The sequence below is a fragment of the Salinispirillum marinum genome, from assembly GCF_042650105.1.
Taxonomy (GTDB): domain Bacteria; phylum Pseudomonadota; class Gammaproteobacteria; order Pseudomonadales; family Natronospirillaceae; genus Salinispirillum; species Salinispirillum marinum.
On record NZ_JBHSAL010000001.1, the window covers coordinates 972940 to 992027 of the forward strand.

Annotated in this window: 16 protein-coding genes; 9 read left to right on the top strand and 7 right to left on the bottom strand. The window is 54.0% G+C overall.

Annotated features, from left to right (window positions below; genetic code table 11):
* Nucleotides 1-38 precede the first annotated feature (38 nt).
* The 4 genes from ACFOSD_RS04595 to ACFOSD_RS04610 form a co-directional block, all read right to left on the bottom strand.
* Nucleotides 39-1325 carry an NAD(P)/FAD-dependent oxidoreductase gene (locus ACFOSD_RS04595; RefSeq protein ID WP_380693042.1) on the bottom strand — a complete coding sequence of 429 codons (1287 nt, stop codon included), beginning with the start codon at nucleotides 1323-1325 and terminating at the stop codon, nucleotides 39-41.
* Nucleotides 1326-1509: 184 nt separating this feature from the next.
* On the bottom strand, nucleotides 1510-1863 hold the full coding sequence (locus ACFOSD_RS04600; protein WP_380693040.1) for a cupin domain-containing protein: 354 nt from the start codon (nucleotides 1861-1863) through the stop codon (nucleotides 1510-1512).
* A gap of 197 nt (nucleotides 1864-2060) precedes the next feature.
* Nucleotides 2061-3551, bottom strand: coding sequence for a CoA-acylating methylmalonate-semialdehyde dehydrogenase (locus ACFOSD_RS04605; protein ID WP_380693037.1), 1491 nt, complete (start codon nucleotides 3549-3551; stop codon nucleotides 2061-2063).
* Nucleotides 3552-3888: 337 nt separating this feature from the next.
* Entirely contained in the window at nucleotides 3889-5202 is a 1314-nt protein-coding gene (locus ACFOSD_RS04610; protein WP_380693035.1) for an aspartate aminotransferase family protein, read from the bottom strand.
* A gap of 280 nt (nucleotides 5203-5482) precedes the next feature.
* On the opposite strand from ACFOSD_RS04610, the gene ACFOSD_RS04615 reads away from it, so the two are divergent.
* A complete protein-coding gene (locus ACFOSD_RS04615; RefSeq protein ID WP_380693033.1) occupies nucleotides 5483-6982 on the top strand; it encodes an aldehyde dehydrogenase in 1500 nt (499 codons plus the stop codon).
* Between the two features lie 85 nt (nucleotides 6983-7067).
* Here ACFOSD_RS04615 and ACFOSD_RS04620 read toward each other — a convergent pair whose 3' ends face one another.
* Nucleotides 7068-8366 carry an NAD(P)/FAD-dependent oxidoreductase gene (locus tag ACFOSD_RS04620; protein WP_380693029.1) on the bottom strand — a complete coding sequence of 433 codons (1299 nt, stop codon included), beginning with the start codon at nucleotides 8364-8366 and terminating at the stop codon, nucleotides 7068-7070.
* A gap of 249 nt (nucleotides 8367-8615) precedes the next feature.
* On the opposite strand from ACFOSD_RS04620, the gene ACFOSD_RS04625 reads away from it, so the two are divergent.
* The 4 genes from ACFOSD_RS04625 (at nucleotide 8616) to ACFOSD_RS04640 (ending at nucleotide 12778) form a co-directional block, all read left to right on the top strand.
* Nucleotides 8616-9164 carry a cupin domain-containing protein gene (locus tag ACFOSD_RS04625; protein ID WP_380693026.1) on the top strand — a complete coding sequence of 183 codons (549 nt, stop codon included), beginning with the start codon at nucleotides 8616-8618 and terminating at the stop codon, nucleotides 9162-9164.
* Nucleotides 9165-9345: 181 nt separating this feature from the next.
* Nucleotides 9346-10338 (top strand): nucleoid-associated protein, encoded by a 993-nt coding sequence (locus ACFOSD_RS04630; protein WP_380693024.1) that lies wholly within the window; start codon nucleotides 9346-9348, stop codon nucleotides 10336-10338.
* Nucleotides 10339-10481: 143 nt separating this feature from the next.
* Nucleotides 10482-11126: a TetR/AcrR family transcriptional regulator gene (locus ACFOSD_RS04635; protein WP_380693022.1), complete on the top strand. Its 645-nt coding sequence runs from the start codon at nucleotides 10482-10484 to the stop codon at nucleotides 11124-11126.
* A gap of 203 nt (nucleotides 11127-11329) precedes the next feature.
* A complete protein-coding gene (locus tag ACFOSD_RS04640) occupies nucleotides 11330-12778 on the top strand; it encodes a methyl-accepting chemotaxis protein (RefSeq protein ID WP_380693021.1) in 1449 nt (482 codons plus the stop codon).
* A 62-nt stretch (nucleotides 12779-12840) separates the two neighbouring features.
* Here the strand turns inward: ACFOSD_RS04640 and ACFOSD_RS04645 are convergent, their stop codons facing one another.
* On the bottom strand, nucleotides 12841-13749 hold the full coding sequence (locus ACFOSD_RS04645; RefSeq protein ID WP_380693019.1) for an ROK family protein: 909 nt from the start codon (nucleotides 13747-13749) through the stop codon (nucleotides 12841-12843).
* A 137-nt stretch (nucleotides 13750-13886) separates the two neighbouring features.
* Nucleotides 13887-14777, bottom strand: coding sequence for a LysR substrate-binding domain-containing protein (locus tag ACFOSD_RS04650; RefSeq protein ID WP_380693016.1), 891 nt, complete (start codon nucleotides 14775-14777; stop codon nucleotides 13887-13889).
* A 172-nt stretch (nucleotides 14778-14949) separates the two neighbouring features.
* Between ACFOSD_RS04650 and ACFOSD_RS04655 the strand changes: the two genes are divergently transcribed.
* From ACFOSD_RS04655 to ACFOSD_RS04670, 4 genes are read left to right on the top strand one after another with little or no spacing between them, the layout of a single operon-like run.
* Nucleotides 14950-15726 carry a citryl-CoA lyase gene (locus tag ACFOSD_RS04655; RefSeq protein WP_380693014.1) on the top strand — a complete coding sequence of 259 codons (777 nt, stop codon included), beginning with the start codon at nucleotides 14950-14952 and terminating at the stop codon, nucleotides 15724-15726.
* A gap of 49 nt (nucleotides 15727-15775) precedes the next feature.
* Nucleotides 15776-16921 (top strand): CaiB/BaiF CoA transferase family protein, encoded by a 1146-nt coding sequence (locus ACFOSD_RS04660; RefSeq protein WP_380693012.1) that lies wholly within the window; start codon nucleotides 15776-15778, stop codon nucleotides 16919-16921.
* A 43-nt stretch (nucleotides 16922-16964) separates the two neighbouring features.
* Nucleotides 16965-17906, top strand: a complete 942-nt coding sequence (locus tag ACFOSD_RS04665; RefSeq protein WP_380693010.1) for a dioxygenase family protein — start codon at nucleotides 16965-16967, stop codon at nucleotides 17904-17906.
* A gap of 39 nt (nucleotides 17907-17945) precedes the next feature.
* Nucleotides 17946-19055: a C4-dicarboxylate TRAP transporter substrate-binding protein gene (locus tag ACFOSD_RS04670; RefSeq protein ID WP_380693008.1), complete on the top strand. Its 1110-nt coding sequence runs from the start codon at nucleotides 17946-17948 to the stop codon at nucleotides 19053-19055.
* Nucleotides 19056-19088 lie beyond the last annotated feature (33 nt).

Below are 19088 nucleotides of genomic sequence, written 5' to 3' on the forward strand. Positions count from 1 at the left end.
CATTGCGGAGCCGAAGAAATCCGGCTCCGCTTGCAAACTCAAATCCCCAACTTATCCCGCAAGCCATAATACAACCCACCTAGGGCGGTATAGGGCACGCGCAGCAGGTGGCCGCCGGGGAATGGGAAGTGTTTGAGCTGGCCGAAGGCGTCGAAGCGTTCGGCGTGTCCTTTGATCGCTTCCGAGATCAACTTACCCGCCAAGTGCGTGGTGGTGACGCCGTGGCCGCTGTAGCCTTGGGCGTAATAAATCTTCGGTGTTAAGCGTCCGAACTGCGGCAGTCGGCTTAGGGTTAGCAGGAAGTCACCGCCCCACGCGTAGTCGAATTTAATGCCTTTAAGTTGCGGGAACGTCTTCTCCAAATGTGGCCGCAAGAAAGCTTCAATCGACGCTGGATCGCCACCGCCATAGGACGTGCCACCCCCATACAGCAAACGGTTGTCGCCGGTGATGCGGTAGTAGTCCAACTTATAGTTGCAGTCTTCAACGCACTGCATACCGGGGATGAGCGATTTGGCGACGTCTTCACCCAACACTTCGGTGGTGACGATTTGCGTGCCACAGGGCATGGACTTGGCGGCCAATTCAGGCACCAAACCACCGAGATAAGCATTCCCGGCGATGATCAAATAGTCGCACGTCACTTGGCCACCGCTCTGGGTGATCACTACCGGGCGTTCTTTACGGTCAATTTGGATAACTTTGGAGTCTTCATAAATCTTACCACCCAAGGACTCCACTGCGGCGGCTTCGCCCAAGGCAAGATTCATCGGGTGAATGTGGCCGGCGCCCTTGTCGAGCAGAGCGCCGGTGTAGCGCTCGCTGGCGATGTAATCTTTGGTTTGTTCGGCATTAAGCAGTTCGAGGTCGTTGTAGCCGAACCGCTCCCACAAGGCTTTGTGGTGCTCCAGCCCTTTGAACTGTTTTTTGTTCAGCGCGGCGAACATGCCGCCGGGGCGGAAGTCGCATTGGATGTCGTATTTGGCGATGCGCTCTTTGATGATTTGCGCGCCTTCAAACGCCATACCACCCAACATTTTCGCCATGTCGGTGCCGTAGTTACGCTCGATGACATCAATGTCACGACTGTAGCTATTAACCAACTGCCCGCCATTGCGGCCGCTGGCACCATAAGCGATACGGGCGGCTTCTAGGACCACGACTTTGTACCCAGCCTCAGCAAGATGCAGCGCACTCGACAGGCCGGTATATCCAGCACCGATTATGCATATTTGTGTATCTATGGCCTCGCGCAGCGGTGGACGCTCGGGCGAGGGGTTTGCGCTGGCTGCGTAATACGAGCCCGTATGCGGTGTTTTCTGCATGATAAAACGCCCTATTCGTTCCTAAGTCAGCGCTCAGTAAGGGTGTGCTTTCTTGGGGACGCCGAGATTCCATCCATGGAGGCTCGTTGCAGACGTCCTGTCTGCAAACGCCCCGCAAAAGCACACCCTCACCGAGCTAAGTTCATAGTACATAGGGCGTTTTTCATGCCCTGTTGATTGAGTGTTATTCGTAGATCACATAGATCTTTTTACAGTACGACGGCACTTCCCATGAACCTTTAAACCCAGCGGGAATCAGAAAATGGTCGCCTGCTTTTACTTTTTTATGGGTGCCTTCGTCATCGTGGATGATGGATTCACCCTCCAGGATGTGGCAATACTCGTCTTCGGTGTAACTGATTTTCCAGTGTCCGGCTTGGGAATCCCAAATACCGCTGTGAAAGCGCTCATCTTTCGAACTCATCAGATTCCATACCCGTTGTTTGGGTTGGCCGTTGATGATTCTTTCCGCGTCTGGCAAATAAGACTCTACGTCTTCCGCAGGGGTTTTGACGTCTAGGATGTTGTTGATGTTCATAACTCAGCTCTGTTAACTAAGACTCTAGATACGGTGATGCGAACAATGCTGTCGACGAGCTATCGGTTATGGTTGGCGACGGGCAAACCCTGAAGCGTGGCGTTTGCGGACAGGACGTCCGCAACGAGCCCCCAAGGATGGGTTCACGGCGTCCACGCGCAAGGGATTTGCCCATCGCCAACAATAACTTGAGAAATCTAACTCATAGTCGGCATAACAAACTCCGCACCTATGTCGCCATCGGGCCAGCGCGCTGTTACCGCTTTGCGTTTGGTGTAGAACTTCACACCTTCCATACCATGCACATGGTTACTGCCAAACAACGACCGCTTCCAACCACCGAACGAATGGAATGCCATGGGCACGGGAATCGGCACGTTCACACCCACCATACCCACTTGAATGTCGTGCACAAACTGACGCGCCACGCCACCACTGCGGGTAAATATAGCCGTACCGTTACCGTATTCATGAGCGTTTATCAGCTTCACGGCAGACACATAATCCGGCACCCGCACCACACAGAGAACGGGCCCAAAGATCTCTTCTTGGTAAATCGTCATATCTTTGGTTACGTGGTCAAACAAGGTGCCGCCGACAAAATAGCCTTCTTCGTGGCCTGAAACTTTCAAGTCGCGGCCATCGACCACCAGCGTAGCGCCCTCTTTTACCCCTTGCTCAATATAGCCCAGCACCTTGGCGCGATGTTCTTTGGTAACCAATGGCCCCATATCCAAGCCTTTTTCAGCGCCGTTACCGATCTTGAGCTGTCGGGTCTTTTCGGCCAATTGCGCAACCAGTTTATCGGCAACTTCATCACCTACAGCAACGGCAACCGATATCGCCATGCAACGCTCACCGGCCGAGCCATACGCTGCACCCATCAATGCATTAACCGTCATATCCAAGTCGGCATCCGGCATCACCACCATGTGGTTTTTCGCGCCACCCAAGGCCTGCACACGCTTACCGTGTGCGCTGCCCGTGCTGTAAATGTATTCCGCGATCGGCGTCGAGCCCACAAAGCTTATCGCTTGAACATCGGGGTGCGTTAACAACACATCCACCGCTTCTTTGTCGCCATTTATGACGTTGAAGACACCGTCCGGCAAACCCGCTTCCTTCAACCATTGAGCCACCAACATAGGGGCTGAAGGGTCTTTTTCAGAAGGCTTCATAACGAAGGTGTTGCCGCAGGCAATGGCCACCGGCCACATCCACATAGGCACCATGGCAGGGAAGTTGAACGGCGAAATCCCCGCCACCACGCCCAGGGGCTGATTCAAGGACCAGGCATCAACGCCACGACCGACTTGTTCGGTCATGTCGCCGCGCAGTAAATGCGGAATGCCGGTGGCGAATTCCACCACTTCCATACCGCGAATGATTTCACCACGGGCGTCTTCAAACACTTTGCCGTGTTCGGCACTGATTACCCGAGCGAGTTCGTCCATACGCTCTTCAAGAATGGCGCGGAATTTGAACAGCACGCGCGCGCGGTTCAGCGGCGATGTTTCTGCCCATGCCGGGAATGCAGCCTTCGCAACCGCTATGGCCTGTTCGGTTTCTTGCGCCGTGGCCAAAGAGACTGTGCCTGTTTGCTGTCCCGTCGCCGGGTTATACACCGGCGCTTGGCGGGTGCTCGCAGCGGTGGTTTCGCCGCCGATGAAATGGTTGATTTGGTTCATAACCTGTCCTATTTACGGAATATAACGTTAGTCCGGGGCTTAGGAGGCAGATCGTCGGACGAAGACACGCCGTGAACCCATCCTTGGGGGCTCGCCAAGCGCATCCATGCGCTTGCACGGTCTTCTTACCGACATCTGCCTCCTAAGCCCCTCAGCAATCATCAAACTCAGATTGCCGATGTGAATTTATGGTTTGTTGCAATTCTTCAGGGCTTGGGTGGTGTAGGCCCTAGGCTGACCGTTCAAGCGCATGGATGCGCTTGGCGAGCCTACAGGGCCGTATTCACGGCGTGTCAGCATAGGGCCTACACCACCCAAGCCCGGCATCAGCACCACGTTAAGCCGAGGCGCGAATCGCTTTAGCCATCGCATCTACCAACTGGTCAATGTGCGTTTTTTCAATGATCAAGGGCGGCGACATGGCAATGATGTCGCCCGTGCAACGCACTAGGGTGTTACCTTCCCAGAAGCAATGCTCGAACACCGAATAGCCGCGCTTGCCGACTTTCTCCGCTGGATGAAACTCTACCGCACCGATCAAGCCAAGATTGCGAATGTCTTTCACGTTCGGCAGGTCTTTCAGGCTGTGCAACGCCTCCTGGAAATAATTTTCCATCTCCAACGTGCGCTCAAACAAACCGTCACGCTCGTAGATATCGAGTGTGGCCAAGCCCGCAGCGGCGGCAACCGGGTGACCGGAATAGGTGTAGCCATGGAAGAAATCAATCACCTCTTCCGGGCCTTGCATAAAGGCTTCGTGAATGTGGTCGCCAACAAATACGGCACCCATCGGGATAGCGCCATTGGTTAAGCCTTTGGCGGTGGTCAAAATGTCGGGCGTTACCCCAAAACGGTTCGAGGCAAAGGCTTTGCCCACACGGCCAAAACCGGTAATCACCTCATCGAAAATCAACAAAATGCCGTGTTTTTGCGTAATCTCACGAATGCGTTGCAGATAGCCTTCCGGCGGCATAATCACACCACCCGAACCGGAAACCGGCTCAATGATCACCGCCGCAATGGTGTCACCGCCGTGCAAGGCGATACGCTGCTCCAGTTCATCGGCCAGCCATAACCCTTGCTCGGGCAAACCTTTAGAAAATACGTTCTCAGGCAACAGGGTATGTTTCAAATGGTCCACACCGGCCAGCATATTGCCGAAGGAACGGCGATTATTGCCGATGCCACCCACGGAAATGCCACCAAAGCCCACGCCATGGTAGCCACGTTCACGGCCAATGAAACGCGTCCGCTGGGCTTGCCCACGCGCATGGTGGTAGCCCAAGGCAATTTTCAAGGCCGTATCGGCAGACTCAGAACCCGAATTGGTGAAAAACACTTTGTTCAGATTACCCGGCGTATGTTTCACCAAGCGTTCCGCTAATTCGAACGGCAACGGGTGGCCTATCTGGAACGTTGGTGCGAAGTCCATTTTCGCAATCTGTTTGGCCACGGCCTGGGAAATTTCACTGCGACCGTGTCCGGCGTTCACGCACCACAGACCGGCGGTGCCATCGAGAATGGAGCGCCCATCGACACTGGTGTAGTACATACCCTCCGCCGATGCCAACAAACGTGGCTTGCCTTTGAATTGGCGATTGGCGGTAAACGGCATCCAGAATGCGTCGAGTGATGGGTTATTTGAAGACATGCGGCACCTACTGGCAGTTATCGATCGAGCTGGGTTGTCTGTTATTTTGAACACTTGACGCCCAGTGTATGTAAAATAAATCAAACATCAACGGTTTCACGAAAAAAATCTTTTACACCGCACAAAAAACCATTGCAAGCACCATAGAATCTGAAAAAACAGCATGATAATTCATGTTTTAGACAGCACGCTATTGTTCGATATATTGAAATACTGACCGTCGAGCGCTATTGTGTGGCGACGAAAATGAACAGCCTATTGCAAGAAGAGAGAGGTTTCCATGGCAGACGTGCATAATTTTGAATACTGGCAAGCCAAGGCTGCCGAACTTCAGCCAAATGGCCAGGCGTGGGTCAATGGCAAGTCCTGTGCTGCCGTGAACGGCGACACCTTTGCCAAACACAGCCCTATCGACAGTCGATTACTGGCCCATGTGGCGTCTTGCGATCAGGCCGATGCGGACGCGACTGTCCGTGTAGCCCGCGCCGTACTCGACCGTGGCGACTGGTCACGCAAGGCACCGGCGCAACGCAAACGGGTGATGCAAGCCTTTGCCGATTTGATTGAAGCACACCGGGAAGAACTCGCCCTATTGGAATGCCTCGATATGGGCAAACCCATTGCCGATGCCTTAACGGTTGACGTGAACGGTACGTTGCGCTGTATCCGCTGGTGCGCGGAAGCCATCGACAAAATCTATGACGAACTGGCCCCCACCCCAGACAACGAAATCGGCATGATCACCCGCGAACCATCCGGTGTGGTGGCCGCCATCGTACCGTGGAATTTCCCCATGACCATGGCGAGCTGGAAAATTGGCCCAGCCCTCGCCACCGGCAATTCGGTTATTTTGAAGCCATCAGAGAAATCACCACTTACTGCTATTCGTTTGGCGCAATTGGCCACCGAAGCAGGTATTCCAGATGGCGTATTCAATGTGCTGCCGGGCTTTGGCCATACCGTCGGCAAAGCGTTGGCGCTGCACATGGACGTGGATACGCTGGTGTTCACCGGCTCAACCAAAATCGCCAAACAGTTGATGGTGTACGCGGGCGAGTCCAACATGAAGCGCGTGTGGACGGAAGCGGGCGGCAAGTCACCCAACATCGTGTTTGCCGACGCTCCTGATTTGGACGCGGCGGCTGAAGCTGCCGCCAGCGCCATTTGTTATAACATGGGTGAAGTCTGTACCGCTGGTTCACGCTTGCTGGTGGAAGCCTCCATCGCGGACACCTTTATGGCTAAAGTCCGTGCCCATGTGGGTAACTGGCGGCCCGGCAATCCATTGGACCCCAACACCAACGTGGGTGCCATTGTAGACGAGCAGCAGATGAATCAGGTACTGGGCTTTATTGAAAAAGGCAAAGCAGAAGGTGGTCGGCTTACCGCCGGCGGCAAACGAGCCGAGGTGGTGAAAGACGGATTCTTCATTGAGCCCACGGTGTTTGAAGGCATCACCAATGACATGACCATCGCCCAAGAAGAAATTTTCGGCCCTGTATTGTCTGTCATTACCTTTAAAGATGAAGCCGACGCACTGCGCATCGCCAACGACACCATTTATGGCTTGGCAGCAGCGATTTGGACGGGCAATCTCGGCAAAGCGCACCGCATGGCGAAGGGCGTGCGTGCTGGCTCGGTGTGGGTAAACCACTATGACGGTGGCGACATGACCGCGCCGTTTGGCGGGTTCAAGCAATCCGGTAACGGCCGTGATAAGTCGATGCATGCGTTCGACAAGTACACCGAGTTGAAGGCGACGTGGATTAAATTGGATTGATACGCTTGCCCTATGGTTTCGGCCAGAGGGCTGGCCTCCTACGCAATGGTGGGTCGTAGGAGCGCGGCCCTCCGCGCGAACCCTGCTAAATCACTTCTTTGAGCCGATGATACAGCATACCCAATGCCAACAAAGGCGAACGCAGAAGCTTTCCGCCAGGGAAAGTGATGTGGGGGATTTTCTCAAACACTTCAATACGCTGTGATTCAGCACTGATGGACTCGGCCATCAGTTTGGCCGCCATGTGCGTGGCGTTCACACCGTGCCCCGCGTAGGCTTGAGCGTAATACACATTCGGTTTCAAACGGCCAATTTGTGGCATACGGTTGGCACCTATACCGATCATACCGCCCCATTGGTAGTCGACCTTCACGTCGGCCAAATAGGGAAATACCTTGACCAAATGTGGTCGCAACACAGCTTCTATATTCTTCGGGTCGCGCCCTGAATAGTTACAGATTCCGCCAAATAACAGGCGGTTGTCAGCACTTAAACGATAGTAATCCAGCCCGACTTTCTGGTCACACACCGCCATGTTTTGTGGCAACACTCGGTTGGCTTGTTCGTCGCTTAGCGGTTCAGTGGCAATAACGTAGCTGCCCGCCGGTAATACCTTACCCTCAAGAATAGGATCCAAACCTTCTACGTAGGCATTGCCACAAATCACCAGCGTATCCGCTGTTACTTTACCAGTGGCGGTGTGCACCACATTCGGTTCGCCCTGTACGACCTTGGTCACCAGTGCCTGTTCAAAAATTTTCACACCCAAGGAAGCGGCCGCCGCCGCTTCGCCCTGCACCAAATTCAACGGATGAACATGCCCACTGCCCATATCAATCAGCCCGCCCACATACGCATCCGAGCCGACCACTTCGTGCATACGCTCTGCAGTGAGCACCTCGGTGTGATGGGCGTAGCCCATTTTGTCGAGCCACGCCTTATCTTCTTTGAAATGCTCCAGATGCTCCAGCTTATTGGCGAGGTCGCAATAGCCCATCGTCAAGTCACACTGGATATCGTATTTCGCGACGCGCTCCCGCACAATATCGACCGCCTCAAAACCCATGCGATCAATGGCCTCCATGCCTTGCTCACCAATATGTTTCCTGAACTGTTCGGTGCCGTGGCCAATGCCGCGAATGAGCTGCCCGCCATTGCGGCCCGACGCGCCCCAGCCGATTTTACGGCCTTCCAATAACACGACCTCAAAACCGCGTTCGGCCAGCTCTAAGGCCGTGTTGACGCCACCAAATCCACCGCCTATCACACAGATTTGTGTACGAACATCACCTGTGAGCTGCGGATATTCACCGGTGTAATGACGTGTAGCGGCGTAGTAGGAATCGGGTAGGTTATCGGTATGGGTCAGCGGGTTCAGGTACATAGAAATTCGTATATTATTCTGCTCAAGTGTTGTATATAATTGACACATTGATCGAAAGGTTGCAAGTAAGTTTCATGAGTATTTTGGATGATCCGCGCAAGTTCGGTGCCAGGTGCCCTGTAGCCGGCGTTTGCGACCCGGATGGTCGCAACCGAGCCTACATGGATGTATCTACGGCGTCCGGCGAAAGGGCATCTGGCAACGTACTTGTGCTACGCAATAACTCACCGAAAGAAAGAGGATGACGATTTGGACGTAGGGCCACGCCTTAAGCAGATTCGGAAACAGTTTGGTTTATCACAACGCGAACTCGCCAAGCGAGCGGGCGTGACAAACAGTACCATTTCGATGATCGAAAAAAGCAGTGTTAGCCCCAGCGTCAGTTCGCTGAAAAAAGTGCTGTCAGGCATTCCCATGTCATTGGTCGAATTCTTCAGTACCGAAGGCGACAACGACATGCCGCAAGTCGTTTACCGCGATGAAGAAATGATGGATTTGTCCGTCGGTGAAGGTGTGAAGTACCAGCTCGTTGGCAAAGCCTATGGGCAACGCGCCATCGCATTTCTGAAAGAGACCTATGCACCCGGCGCGGATACCGGCGAGGATATGTACGAACATCAGGGCGAAGAGTCCGGCATGGTAGTTGAAGGCAAGTTAGAACTCACCGTCGATGGCGACGTGTACGAACTGAACCCCGGCGACGGCTACTACTTTGATTCCACGCGGCCGCACCGTTTCCGCAACCCTTATGGCGAACCCTGTGTCGTGGTCTCCGCAACGACACCCGCGAATTTCTAACCCCGAAGTCTATGCGAGCGGGCTTTAACAACGGTTAGGGTATCCTGCCACCGAGAGTACTGCCCACCGCTCTATCGACTCCCGTGGATAGCATCCCTCGGCCGACCAGTAGAGAACTGCAATTGGTCGGTTAACACTGCTACCATACCGCCTTTGTTCACCCTGAAGGGAACGCATAGCCATGCCCGTGCAACAATTCATCATCCACCAGCTCACCCAAGCAGATGGTCAAACGGCCACGCAAATCAACGCCCGCCCGGAGGAATGTCCGGTTGAGCCGCATGGACAGACGCTGGTGAATGAGATAAAACGTGTCCAAGCTGCGCGCGCTGGCAAGCAATACGGCCGTTTTGACCCGGAACAAAGCGGGCTGCGCGGTCTGGTGCAACAGTGGCGCAGCGAACAAATCCCGTTTACCGGTTTTACCCGCCGCGCTACCGAGCAGTTAGGACTGCAACTGGACCAGCACAATGAAGCTCTCGACGGCCATCTGGTGTTTTTGCTGGAAACCCTGGAACAAAGCGAGCGTTTATTCGTCGCCCTACTGCACGAGACCGAAGCCTTCGCGCTGAGCACACAACTGGACATTGTAGACGCCACCTATCTGGATTTCAGTCATACCGGCTTTATTGCCTGCCTGGATCTCACCGACTGGGCTGACGACGCCAGCAAGTATCTAACCGTCAGTCTGGGGCGCGGTGAGCGGACGGTGCAAAAACCGCTACTCGACTGGTTGGGTTTTACCGACACGGTGGACAAGCAAGCCGAAACCAGCGAATTTCTTCAATTGGTGGATACGTTTTGCGCTCAGTTACCCGATGAAGAAAGCACGGCCACCAAAGAGAAAGTCATAGAATTCTGTGTCGAACAGGATAAAGCGGGCGAACCTGTGGTCTATAAGGAGCTGTCGGCGCATGTCAGCGAGGCTGCACCAACGCTGTTCGACGATTATTTGCAACAGAACCAGAGCGTGCCACGCGACGAGCTGATTCCAGACCGCAAACAACTGCGTCAATACGTGCGGTTAAGCGGGAAAAGCAAAGATGTATCCATCAGCTTTGCCAGCGGCTCATTGGGCAAGGGCGTTGAGTTTGATGCTTCCAGCGAAACGCTGATCATACATCAACTGCCAAAGGCACTTTTGCAACAGCTGCGCAAACTGCAAGGTGAGTAGGTGTGGTTAATAATCGCCCTGAAGTAAGAAACTGATCACTGATTGAGCACAGTTTTTCTGGTATAACATGGTCCGTGCAGGTAATTTATTTGCATAACTAAAAAATTAAGAAAGACTAAAACCACTACACGGACCACTCATCCATGAATGTCGATCAGCCAATACCCATCACGCAGCCGTCCAACGTTGGGCGCATACGTCAGGAGAACACGGAAAAAATTCTTGCCGCCGCCGCGCATGAATTTGTTAATCATGGTTTTCGCGGCGCGTCTTTGCAGAACATAGCGGAACGCGCTGGCCTGCCCAAAGCGAATGTACTTTATTATTTTAAGTCCAAGCAGGGCCTTTATTTGGCTTTGTTGGAAAACATTCTTACTTTGTGGAATTCCGCGTTCGACCATATTTCGGTAGAAGACGATCCTGCCGAAGCCCTGTCAAACTACATACACGCCAAAGTCCGGTACTCGTTTACGCACCCGATGGCATCGCGTATTTTTGCCAGTGAAATCATTCACGGCGCCCCCAATTTGACCGAACAATTGGGTCAACCGTTGAAAGATTGGGTCGCCGGCCGAACCACCGTCATTGAACAATGGATTGCGCAAGGCAAGATGCTTCCGGTGGATCCTCTGCATCTAATGTTCCTGATCTGGGGGAGTACCCAGTTCTATGCCGACTTCAGCGCGCAAGTGGAACAGTTGGTTCCGCAGCCCTTGGATGCTGACGAACAACAACGCGTTGCCGACCAGCTCACCGATATTGTATTGCGCGGTTGTGGGCTCATGTAGAGCACCATTCTATGCGTTAATACTCGTAAAAGAAGTCACTGGTACGAACAGCCAGTGACTTCTTTTGTTCTATACCTGTTTCAAGTCCTGACATATACTTTTTCAATCTTTCCCCGTCTTTTCGAGCACAAACCATGACCGTAGCCCACCGCAGCAAACTTATTCAGTTTGTCCTAAATTATCGTTCTCATGTGGACGATATCATGTTGAAAATCACCTTCGGCATTTGGTTGCTGTCGTTTCTTTATGCGCCAGTGCACAACACTTGGTTGTTGGCATTGGTTGTTGGTGGCGTTCTGACGGGAATCAATCTGTGGGCCATTAAAGTTCTGCAGCATGAGCGCTGGACGACCGCCATTATCGCAGTAGTTTTTATGTTGATGGTGTCGCTGCATGTGCATCAATTACAGGGCATGATTGAGGCGCACTTCGGCTATTTCGTGGTGCTGGCGATATTATTTGTCTACATGGAATATCGCCCGTTACTCTGGGGCGCGGTTGCTGCGGCGGTATTGCATGTCGTGCTGCACCTGATGCAGCACGCCGGATTCCCGGTATATTTATTTCCTGATGGCATGCACAGTTGGACCATTGTCGGCATGCATGCGCTGTATGTGGTCTTAGAAACTGGGATATTGCTGGTGATGATGCGGTTATCTCGCCGTATGCTCAATGCCTCTCGGGAACTGGTGGTGGTGACCACGACCATGTTGGGCGACGATGAAAATACCATCGACTTAAAAGTTCGGGCGAACGACACCGGCAACCCTATTTTAGGGCAATTAAATTGGGTGCTTGAATCTCTGGAGAAGGCCATTCAGGAAGCCAATCATGCCTACAACGCCGCGCATGAAAACCTCGACCACCTTACCCACAACAGTCAGGATGTGATGGCTCTCAGCCAACAAAGCCGGGACGCCATTCGGCAGATTCGCGTTGCCATGGATGACATGAACGCCTCCTTTGTGGAAGTTGCACAACAAACCCAACGCTCAGCTGGCTTGGTGAGCGACACCCAGGCGGCACAAAAAGCCGGGCAAGACACGGTTCAACAACAGCGTACGGGTATTCAAGCACTCTCTCAGGTGCTCACAGAGACTGGAAAAACCATCGAGAGCGTCGCCGACGACTGCCAAGCCGTGACCAAAACCCTGACCGAGATTCAAGGCATCGCTGAACAGACCAACCTGCTGGCGTTGAATGCAGCGATAGAAGCTGCTCGGGCGGGCGAACAAGGGCGCGGCTTTGCGGTGGTGGCGGACGAAGTACGGGCGCTGGCCAGCCGTACACAAAACTCAACGGCCAATATCCGGTCCATTATTGATCGCTTGGTGAGTGGTTCGCAGTCGGCGGTTACGGCGATGCGCGCCAGTCAAACGCGTGTGGACGAAAATGTGGCGCACTCGGAACAGGTGGAGCAGGTGTTTCAGCAAATTGGTGGTGCACTAGAAGACATTTCCGCCATCAGCCAACAAATTGCGGTCGCTACAGAAGAACAAACTCAGGTGTCTGGTGGTATTACCAGCCAAGCGGGCAACATCGATGAGATCAGTACACGTACAACGGCAAAGATCACCGAAAGCGGGCAGCGCACCGATGCACTCGACCGCACCTTTAAAGATTTGGCCACCATGTTGCGCCGTTTTGACTGACCAACAACGCGCCGGGCACAAACAGTCCGGCGCGGTGAGGAATCGGTCAGCGCGTGCTCACCTTAGAGTGGATTTAACCATGCCGCGCCGCGTACGCCACTGGAATCACCGTGTTTGGCTTGCACAATGGGCGTATCGCATTCGCCACCAATCACATACTTGGGCAACAATTTAGGGACACGCTGGTAAATTTCGGCAATATTGGAAGCGCCACCGCCCAGCACAATCACATCGGGATCGAGCGCATTCACAATGTTGGACAAACCACGCGCTAACTGATCAACATAGTCATCGACTACCCGTACCGCGGCGGCTTGGCCCGCCGCAGCGCGTTGGGCAATTTCAGCACCGGTCAGTTTCTCACCCGTAGCCATTTCATAAGACTTTACCAAACCGGTGCCCGACAAGAAGGTCTCGTTACACCCCATTTTGCCGCAATAGCAGGGCCGACGTTGCAGTTCATGATCAGTGCTCCAGGGCAACGGATTGTGCCCCCATTCACCCGCCACACCGTTCGGTCCTACCAGAGGCAAGCCTTTTACGGTAATACCTGCCCCACAACCGGTACCCAATATCGCTGCGAACACAATTTCATAACCACTGCCTGCACCATCGGTCGCTTCCGACACCGCTAAGCAATTGGCATCATTGGTCAATTTCACATCTCGCTGCAAGCGTTCGGACAGATCCTTTTGCATCGGCTGGCCATTCAACCATACGGCATTCGCGTTTTTAACATGACCGGTTTTGCGTGATACCGTACCGGGAATACCAATACCAACCGGGATATTGTTGACCTCAAGCGCAGCTTCGGCATCGGCCACCAAACCCACTACGGCGTCCAATGTCGCCTGATAGTCGTGCTGTGGGGTGGGAACACGCTTACGAAAATGCTCTGAACTGTCGCTGCTCAGCACAATGGCTTCAATTTTGGTTCCACCCAAGTCTATCCCGATTCGATACTCTTTCATGTTGCTCTCCGCTGTGCCGTTATGTGTGCCGTAATAGTGATGTTGTTATTGTGTCGTGGCTGGCAGTCTGTTGGTCGCGCATTATAGCGGGTATTGTAGGGTCAACTCCAATACCCAACCGACAGCGTTCTGCGCAATCAATCCGTATTGTGCTCCTTCACCAATTGGCGAATGATCGCCGCCATGTAGCGCGTGGCCGTCGGCCGGTCCAGTTTACGGTTCCACAGCAGTCCGGGTGTTCGAATGGGTGTCGGATCTTCCAATGGCAACGCTACCAGATCCTCCTCACCCACGAGGGCGTTACTCGATACAATGCCACACACATGGGTCCGCCGAACCAACTCGAGCATGGGCGAAATGGCGTTCATTTCCGCCACTACCACGGGTTGCGAATGAGCCGCATGAAAGCACTCTTCCAGCAATTGTCGGGTCGAAAAATTCGGCGTCAGTAACACCATCGGCAAACCATTCAGCTCCACCATACGCACCCGACGTCGTTGTGCCAAGGGATGAGACTTCGCCAGCACCAGCTTCATCTCTTCGTTATAGAGGGGTTCAAACCAGAGCCCACGCGGAATGGCAGGTCGATAGGAAATACCAAGGTCCAACTCACCTTGCTCTAAACGGTGCGCGATATCCTCCCCGGACAACTCCTCGACCACTACCTTAACCGCCGGATAACGCTCCATAAACATAGCAAGACACGCCGGTATTAATTGGACGTTGAAGCTGTGCGTGGCCGCCATGCGCAATTCCCCTCGCAGTTGCTCAGGTACTTGGTGTAAGGCGTTTACCGCGTCGTCCACTTGCGTCAAGGCGGGCGTTATCTGTTCTAAAAACACGCTACCGGCTTCGGTTAACAACACCCGTTTACCCACGCGTTCAAACAGTACGATGCCCAATTCGTCTTCCAATTGGCGAATCTGGTGCGATAACGTGCTTTGGGTAACATGCACCCGCTCCGCCGCCCGGGTGAAGTTCAGCACCTCCGCCAAGGCCACAAAGTAACGTAAGTGTCTTAATTCCATAGAACGCTTCCCGTGATCATCTGGCCCCAACGTAGCCAAAACCATCGATGGTGTCGATTGTTTTTATCTAAATTTATCATTTCATAAATGATGTTTGGTCACTTATTGTACTTTTCATGAGTTCAACATGACTCAATACGATTTCTAGTAAATTCGACGGGAGATAATAACAATGAAAATCGGGCGCGAAGTTACACCCAAAAGCGCGATCTGCACGTCTACAGCCGACACCATCACAGTGCGGGGCAAGGACCTGTGTTCCGAGCTGATTCCGAACACCAGCTTCACCGACTATTTTTATTTGTTGCTCACCGGGCAAGCGCCCAATGACACCACGCGCAAGGTACTGGATGCAACCCTCGTATCCATAGCCGAGCACGGTTTCGTCCCCAGCATTCAAGCAGCGCGTATGACTTACGCCGCCGCGCCCGACGCGCTACAAGGCGCCGTGGCTGCCGGTATTCTTGGTTGTGGCCCGGTAATTCTAGGTGCCTCTCAAAATGCCGGTGAACTGTTCCATCGCATTGCCCAACGGGTAGACGCGGGCGAAGCACTGGACGTTGTGGTCAAAGCCACCGTCACGGAAATGCGTGCCGCCCGCCTGCCGATTCCGGGTTACGGCCACCCTCTGCATAAAGAGCGCGACCCGCGTGTTGACGCGCTGTTCAACGTGGCTCGTGAAGCGGGCGCCAGCTTGCGTTATGTCGAGATCGCCGAAGCCATCGAGGCAGCAATCCCCGGCATCGTCGGTAAAGAGCTGAACCTCAACGTATCCGCCGCTATTCCCGCTGTGTTGTTGGGTACCGACTTCCCGGTCACGGCGCTGCGCGGTATTCCAATTCTAGCGCGCACAGCAAGCTTGATTGCGCATTTGAACGAAGAAACCACGCAACCCGCAGGTTTTGCGTTGTCTTACCACGCCAGCCAAGCGGTCGAATTTACCGGTTAACGGCACAAGCGAACTCACAGCAACGGCATAACAAGAAAAGGCGACCATCATGGCAAAGGTTCTCGAAGGCATTACGGTCATAGAACAAGGCACCTTCATCACCGGCCCGGCAGCGGGTATGTTGTTGGCCGATTTGGGGGCCAATGTAATTAAGGTGGAGATGCCCGGTAGCGGCGATCCCTTTCGTACGTTTAAAGGCGGGTTGTACAGCCCGCATTATCAGACTTACAACCGCAACAAACGCAGCATCGCGCTGAACACCAAACAGCCGGACGATTTGGCGATCTTTGACGATCTCATTCGCAACGCCGATGTGTACATCCAAAACTTCCGGCCCGGCGCGGCAGACCGTTTAGGTGCTGGCGAAGAGCGGTTACGGGCCTTGAACCCACGGTTGGTTTATTGCGCCATCAGTGGCTTTGGCACCACCGGCCCTTACGCGCAACGGCCCAGTTACGACACCGTCGCACAAGCAGTCAGCGGTTTCCTGAAATTGCTGATCAATCCGAAAAACCCACGGGTGGTCGGCCCTGCCATGGCGGATTCGTTGTCGGGTTTCTACGCCGCCTACGGCATTTTGGGTGCCCTGTTGGAGCGTGCGCGTACCGGCAAAGGGCGTACGGTGGAAGTATCCATGTTGGAGGCCATGAGCCATTTCAACCTCGATGCGTTCACGCACTACTTCTCCGAAGGCGAAATCATGGGGCCGTACAGCCGTCCGCAGGTATCGCAGTCTTACGTGATGGAATGTGCGGATGGCAAATGGGTCGCGTTGCACATGTCCTCGCCGGAAAAATTCTGGCAAGGCTTGGCGAACGCCATGGAGTTCCCTGAACTGCTGCAAGACCCACGCTTTTCAACCCGCGAAGGCCGTATCAATCATCAAGACGACATGATCGACGTGCTTAAGGGCATCTTCAGCAAGCGTCCGTTGCAGGAATGGCTGGAACGTTTGTTGGCAGAGGATGTGCCGCACGCACCCATGTACGACGCTTATGAAGTGCTCGACGACCCGCAAGCCAAACACCTACAACTCGAAATTGCAACGGAGCATCCCACCATGGGGGCCTTCCGAACCATTCGTAGCCCCGTAACCTACGATGGTGAACGCGCCCTGTCGGTGCAAGCCCCGCCGACTTTGGATGAACACCGCGCCGAAATCATTGCGGAGTTAGCCCAACGCAAAGCGAGCTGAACAACAGGCCACAGACAACAATAACATTGAGTGGAGTAGAACCATGTTTGAGCTACCCAAGAAAGAAGATATTTTCAACCACGGCATCCCCAGCACCCCACACGACATTACCGAGATCGTGTTGAAAGCCATGGGACGCACTGAAAACCCGCGTTTGCGTGAAATCTTACAGGCGCTGGTGAAACATCTGCACGCCTTCGGCCGTGAAGTAAAACTGACCGAAGAAGAATTCATGATGGCGATCAACGCCGTCACCGAATTGGGTCACCTGACCAAAGACAAGCACAACGAAACCATGGTGATGTCGGATGCTTTAGGCTTCTCTACCTTGGTGATGATCCTGAATCAAGACCGCGATGTAGAACAAATTTCCCCTGCATTGCTGGGGCCGTTCTACACCCGCAAAGATCCCGAATACCCCAACGGGTTTAACATAGCCCGCGACGAACCCAAGCCCACCGACATCCCGCTGTTTGTGCGCGGTAAGGTGGTGAGTAAAGATGGCACGCCACTGGCGAATGCCTTGGTTGAAGTTTGGCATGCCTCGCCAGAGGGCCTCTACGACAATCAAGACCCCAGCCAACCAGCCAACAACCTGCGCGGTAAGTTCCGTACCGAGGCGGACGGCAGCTTCCATTTCCGCTCCATCCGTCCGGCCAGCTACCCCATTCCAACGCACGGCTTAGTCGGCCGTATGTTAGAAGCGCAAAGTCGGCACCCATTCCGGGCCGCCCACCTGCATTTCACGGTATCCGCCGCTGAACACAACACGTTAGTGACACAGATTTTCCCGGAAGATGATCTGTTCGTGGAATCTGACTGCGTGTTCGGCGTCACCAGTAAGGACCTCGCCATTCCGTTCCCCATGCACTACGACGGAAACGCACCGGACGCCGATGTGACGGGCGAGTATTGCACGCTCGACCTGACCTTTGACTTGTCACCCGGCGAGTCACGGTTACCCAGTTCACCCATCAACGCTTAAGACAGTTCGCCAACAAAGACAACAAAAGAGAGAACGCTTATGAAAACGTTAAAACCAAACCAAAAAGCCAAAAACCTGATCGCCACGCTGGTGGCGTCCACCGCCTTAATCGCGGGTGTCGCGCCCATGGCCAGTGCACAGGAAGTCATCCCGATCACCGTCGGCTCCAGTCACCCCACCACCATTCCATGGGTTGGCATGATTCCTAATGTGCTGATACCTGCCGTTGATCGCATTCTGGCCGAAGATGGCCGTTATGAAATCGACTGGACGGAAGCCTATGCCGGACAACTGTATGGCGTAAACGCCACGCTGACCTCCGTACAAGATGGCATCGCGGATATGGGCTGGGTGTTTAGCTACCTGGAACCTTCACGCATGCCGTTGGCACAAATCAGCGCCTATACGCCGTTCACCACCAGTGACCCCGAGCTGATTCTGGATGTGATGAACGATTTGATGTTCAACGTGCCCGAGTTCAAAGACGAATGGGATCGCCATGATCTGGTGCTCTTGGGCCTGACCGGGTCAGACACCTACGACATCTACACCAACTTCCCGGTCAACAGCATTGATGATCTGCGTGGTCGCCGCATTTCGGCACCGGGCGTGTTGGGTGTTTGGTTGAACCCTGTGGGCGCCGTACCGGTGGATGGCACCTTGGCAAGCTACTACACCGATATTCAAACCGGGGTATCTGAAGGCGTGGTGGGTTTAGCCACCGGTAACCTGCCCGCTCGTATTTATGAAGTTGCACCCTACATCACCCGCGTAAACTTGGGTGTGGTGTTCTCGGGTGGCATTGCAATGAACCGTTATACCTTCGAAGACCTGCCTGAGTTTGTACAAGAAGCCTTCGTTCAAGCCGGTCAGGAATACACCTTGGCACACGGTCGTGATCTGGCGGAACGCTACCAGTCGTCCATTGACGCCATGGTGGAATTAGGTGCGGAGCAACGTACGCCCGTTACGGTCATTGATTTGACCGCCGCCGAGCGTCAGCGCTGGATCGACAACATGCCTAATCTGGCCGACCAATGGGTTGAGCGCAACGAAGAACGTGGTGAGCCTGCGGGCGAACTGTTGAGTGTTTACATGAACGCCATGCGTGAACGTGGCTTTGAACCTGAGCGTGCTTGGGACCAATAGAACCTAACCCTAATGGCTGGGGGTTTCGCCCCC

What these genes read in the sequence shown, in the direction of transcription:
- ACFOSD_RS04615 (WP_380693033.1), top strand. Translation starts at nt 5,483, where the DNA reads ATGGCAGACGTGCATAATTTTGAATACTGGCAAGCCAAGGCTGCCGAA.
- ACFOSD_RS04660 (WP_380693012.1), top strand. Translation starts at nt 15,776, where the DNA reads ATGGCAAAGGTTCTCGAAGGCATTACGGTCATAGAACAAGGCACCTTC.
- ACFOSD_RS04655 (WP_380693014.1), top strand. Translation starts at nt 14,950, where the DNA reads ATGAAAATCGGGCGCGAAGTTACACCCAAAAGCGCGATCTGCACGTCT.
- ACFOSD_RS04600 (WP_380693040.1), bottom strand. Translation starts at nt 1,863, where the DNA reads ATGAACATCAACAACATCCTAGACGTCAAAACCCCTGCGGAAGACGTA.
- ACFOSD_RS04605 (WP_380693037.1), bottom strand. Translation starts at nt 3,551, where the DNA reads ATGAACCAAATCAACCATTTCATCGGCGGCGAAACCACCGCTGCGAGC.
- ACFOSD_RS04640 (WP_380693021.1), top strand. Translation starts at nt 11,330, where the DNA reads ATGTTGAAAATCACCTTCGGCATTTGGTTGCTGTCGTTTCTTTATGCG.
- ACFOSD_RS04650 (WP_380693016.1), bottom strand. Translation starts at nt 14,777, where the DNA reads ATGGAATTAAGACACTTACGTTACTTTGTGGCCTTGGCGGAGGTGCTG.
- ACFOSD_RS04630 (WP_380693024.1), top strand. Translation starts at nt 9,346, where the DNA reads ATGCCCGTGCAACAATTCATCATCCACCAGCTCACCCAAGCAGATGGT.
- ACFOSD_RS04620 (WP_380693029.1), bottom strand. Translation starts at nt 8,366, where the DNA reads ATGTACCTGAACCCGCTGACCCATACCGATAACCTACCCGATTCCTAC.
- ACFOSD_RS04670 (WP_380693008.1), top strand. Translation starts at nt 17,946, where the DNA reads ATGAAAACGTTAAAACCAAACCAAAAAGCCAAAAACCTGATCGCCACG.
- ACFOSD_RS04635 (WP_380693022.1), top strand. Translation starts at nt 10,482, where the DNA reads ATGAATGTCGATCAGCCAATACCCATCACGCAGCCGTCCAACGTTGGG.
- ACFOSD_RS04665 (WP_380693010.1), top strand. Translation starts at nt 16,965, where the DNA reads ATGTTTGAGCTACCCAAGAAAGAAGATATTTTCAACCACGGCATCCCC.
- ACFOSD_RS04645 (WP_380693019.1), bottom strand. Translation starts at nt 13,749, where the DNA reads ATGAAAGAGTATCGAATCGGGATAGACTTGGGTGGAACCAAAATTGAA.
- ACFOSD_RS04610 (WP_380693035.1), bottom strand. Translation starts at nt 5,202, where the DNA reads ATGTCTTCAAATAACCCATCACTCGACGCATTCTGGATGCCGTTTACC.
- ACFOSD_RS04595 (WP_380693042.1), bottom strand. Translation starts at nt 1,325, where the DNA reads ATGCAGAAAACACCGCATACGGGCTCGTATTACGCAGCCAGCGCAAAC.